This is a genomic window from Saccharopolyspora sp. (assembly GCF_017434145.1).
Taxonomy (GTDB): domain Bacteria; phylum Actinomycetota; class Actinomycetes; order Mycobacteriales; family Pseudonocardiaceae; genus Saccharopolyspora_C; species Saccharopolyspora_C galaxeae.
Genome location: NZ_JAFRFW010000645.1, coordinates 1 through 3,547 on the forward strand (window position 1 = coordinate 1; position 3,547 = coordinate 3,547).

Annotated in this window: 3 protein-coding genes; all 3 read right to left on the minus strand. The window is 73.0% G+C overall.

Annotated features, from left to right (window positions below; genetic code table 11):
* Positions 1-1,708, minus strand: a 1,708-nt coding sequence (gene pheT / locus IJH84_RS17715; protein WP_295146436.1) for a phenylalanine--tRNA ligase subunit beta, incomplete at its 3' end; no start/stop codon positions are given.
* 34 nt (positions 1,709-1,742) lie between these two features.
* A complete protein-coding gene (gene pheS, locus IJH84_RS17720; RefSeq protein ID WP_295146438.1) occupies positions 1,743-2,810 on the minus strand; it encodes a phenylalanine--tRNA ligase subunit alpha in 1,068 nt (355 codons plus the stop codon).
* Between the two features lie 252 nt (positions 2,811-3,062).
* Positions 3,063-3,547: RNA methyltransferase (locus IJH84_RS17725; RefSeq protein WP_295146440.1), on the minus strand; the 485-nt coding region annotated here is incomplete at its 5' end.

A 3,547-nucleotide genomic window follows, 5' to 3' on the forward strand; every position in this document is an offset into this window, starting at 1 on the left:
CCAGCAGCCCGGGCAGCAACGTCGTGGCCAGCTCGGAATGGTCCGACTCCAGCGCGTTGAGCAGCGCGAGGGTGCGGCGGCGCGGATCGTCCTCCGGCACGCCCAGCTTCTCCAGCGTCGCCGACGAGGTGAACGGGAACGGCAGCACCTCGACGTAGCCGTCCGAGGCGAGCCGCCGCGAGATCGCGCGGCGCCGCCGCTGCAACGCGGTCAAGCCGCGGCCCGCGGGCGCGGGCGGCAGCACCGACGGGATGGTGTGGTAGCCCTCCAACCGCAGCACCTCTTCGACCAGGTCCGCGGGCCGGGTCAGGTCCGGGCGCCACGTTGGCGGGTACGCGGTGACCAGCCCGACGCCCTCGTCGGAGGTGCCGACCTCGATCCGGCAGCCGATCTGGTTGAGCCGCCGCGCGGTCACGCCGCGCTCGTAGTTCACCCCGGCGATCTTGTCCGGCAGCGCCAGCGGCATCGTCACCGGATCCGGCGCCAGCGGCTCCCCCACGTCCGTGCGGCCCTGCGCGACGCGCCCCTCGCCGTAGCGGACCAGCAGCTGCGCGGCCATCTCGGTGGCCACCGGCGCCACCGCCGGATCCACCCCGCGCTCGAAGCGCTTGCCCGCCTCGCTGGGCAGCTTGTGCCTGCGGATCGCGCGGGCGATGCTCGCCGGATCCCAGTTCGCCGCCTCCAGCAGCACGTCGTGGGTCTCCGCGCCGATCTCGGTCCGCGCGCCGCCCATCACTCCGGCCAGGCTCACCGGGCCGGTCTCGTCGCAGATCACGACGTCGTCCGGGTCCAGCTCGTGCGACACGTCGTCGAGCGTGGTCAGCTGCTCGCCCTCCGCCGCGCGGCGCACCACCCCGTCGCCGGTGAGCTTGGAAGCGTCGAAGGCGTGCAGCGGCTGCCCCAGCTCCAGCATCACGTAGTTCGTGACGTCCACCGACAGCGAGATCGAACGCACCCCGGCCAGCGCCAGCCGCCGCCGCATCCACCACGGCGTCGGCGCGGTCGGGTCCACACCGGTCACGCGGCGGAACACGAACCGCGAGCACGCGCCCGGGTCGTCGATGCGCACCGAACGCGACGGGCGCTCGTCCTCCGGCACGTTCCGCGCCGCCGGGTCGCCGAACGGCACGTCCAGCGCGTTGGACAGCTCCCGGGCGAGACCGCGCACCGAGAAGCAATAGCCGCGGTCCGGGGTGATGGACAGCTCGATCACCGAGTCGTCCAGCCCCACCAGCTCGGTCGCGTCCGCGCCCGGATCTGCGACGCCCGCGGGCAGCACCAGGATGCCGCTGTGGTCCTCGCCGATGCCCAGCTCCTTGGCCGAGCAGATCATGCCTTCGCTGACGCGGCCGTAGGTCTTGCGCGAGGAGATCTCGAAGCCGCCCGGCAGCACCGTGCCCGGCAGCGCCACGACCACCAGCTCGCCCTCGTCGAAGTTCGTGGCCCCGCACACGATGCCCTGGGTGCGCTGCTCGCCCGCGTCGTCCGCGCCGATCTCCACGCGGCAGAACCGGATCGGCTTCTTGAAGCCGCTCAGCTCCTCGACCTCGGCGACGCGGCCCACCACCAGCGGGCCGCTCACCTGCGCCAGGTGGATGACGTCCTCGACCTCCAGCCCGATCCGGACGAAGGCGTCGGCCAGGGTCTCGGCCGTGGCGTCCGCGGGCAGCTCCAGGTGCTCGGCCAGCCAGGAAACCGGAATCCGCACTTGCTCAGGTCCTTCTCTCTCGCGGCGGGACGGGTCAGGATTCGACGCCGAACGGCGCGGTGAACCGGACGTCGCCCTCGATCATGTCCCGCATGTCCGGGATGCCGTTGCGGAACTGCAGGGTGCGCTCCAGGCCCATGCCGAACGCGAACCCGGTGTACCGGCCGGGGTCCACGCCGCAGGCGCGCAGCACGTGCGGGTCGACCATGCCGCAGCCGCCCCACTCGACCCAGCCCGCGCCGCCCTTCTTCTGCGGGAACCACACGTCCAGCTCCGCGGACGGCTCGGTGAACGGGAAGAAGCTCGGGCGCAGCCGGGTCGCCGACTCCGGCCCGAACATCGCGCGGGCGAACGCGTCCAGCGTGCCCTTCAGGTGCGCCATCGTCAGGCCCTCGTCCACCGCCAGGCCCTCGACCTGGTGGAACACCGGGGTGTGCGTGGCGTCGAGCTCGTCGGTGCGGAAGGTCCGGCCCGGGCAGACCAGGTAGACCGGCAGGTCCCGGCTCAGCAGCGAGCGCACCTGCACCGGCGAGGTGTGCGTGCGCAGCACCAGGCCGGAGTCCTCCGGGGCGACGTGGAAGGTGTCCTGCATGGTGCGGGCCGGGTGGTCCTTGCCGAAGTTCAGCGAGTCGAAGTTGAACCACTCCGCCTCCAGCTCGGGCCCTTCGGCGACCTCCCAGCCCATCGCCACGAAGCTGTCCGCGACCTGCTCGATGAGCTGCGTGATCGGGTGCCGGGCGCCCGCCGGAACCCGGTTCGACGGGAGCGTGACGTCCACCGACTCCTCGCGCAGCACCCGCTCGTCCCGCTCGGCCTGCAACGCCGCGCGGCGCTCGTCGAAAGCGCCCTGGATGGCGTCGCGCGCTTCGTTGACCCGCTTGCCCGCGTCGGAACGCGCCTTCGGCGGCAGCGCGCCGATCTCTCGGCGGGCGGTCAGCAGCGGGGAACGCTCCCCCAGGTGCGCGGGCTTCACGGCGGCCAGCTCGTCGAGGCCGGCCGCTTCGTCGAACGCCTTGCGGGCCTCGACCACGGCGCGGTCGAGCGTCTCCGGCGCGAGCGCGGCGACCTCTTTGGGGTCGTACGAGTCGTTGGCTGCAGACATCGTTAGTGCATGACTCCCGTCGTTCGTCCGGCGTCACCGGTGCTGCGCAGTTCGGAATCCCGGGCACCCCGGAAGCCCGGCCGCCGGCGCGGTGTGGGTCCGCCGGCGCCGACCGGCGAGTTCCGCACTGCGAGCGCTCACTGGGTGAGTGACACGGGCGCGCCGCATCCACCTGAGTCTATGCGACCAGGTCGAGCACATTTCGCGCAGCCATGTCACCGGCGTGTTCGTCCCGCAGGCGCGATCGCCGCTTCACCGTCCGTGGCGCCTGGCGCGTGCCGAGCCGTAGAGGCAGACCGCCGCGGCGGTGGCCAGGTTCAAGCTCTCCGCATCCCCGTAGATCGGCACCCGCAGCGAGGTGTCCAGCTCCGCGGAAACCTCCGGCGGCAGCCCGTGGGCCTCGCTGCCGAACACCCACGCGGTCGGAGTGCTCAGCTCGCCCTGCACCGCGGCGGTGTCCACGTCGTCCCGCGCGTGCCCGTCCGCACCGACCAAGCGCAGCCCGGCGTCCCGGCAGGCGCGGAGCACTCCGATCGCGTCCCGGTCCCGGGCGACGGGCAGGTGGAACAGGCTCCCGGTGGAAGCCCGCACCGCCTTGCCGTTGTACGGGTCCACGGTGTCCCCGGCGAACAGCACCGCGCCGGCACCCGCTGCGTCGGCGACCCGCACGACGGTGCCCGCGTTGCCCGGATCGGACACTCCCAGCAGCACCGCGACCAGCGCCGGGCGCTGCGCCA

Coding starts and splice junctions, on each gene's coding strand:
- pheS (WP_295146438.1), bottom strand. CDS start 2,810: ATGTCTGCAGCCAACGACTCGTACGACCCCAAAGAGGTCGCCGCGCTC.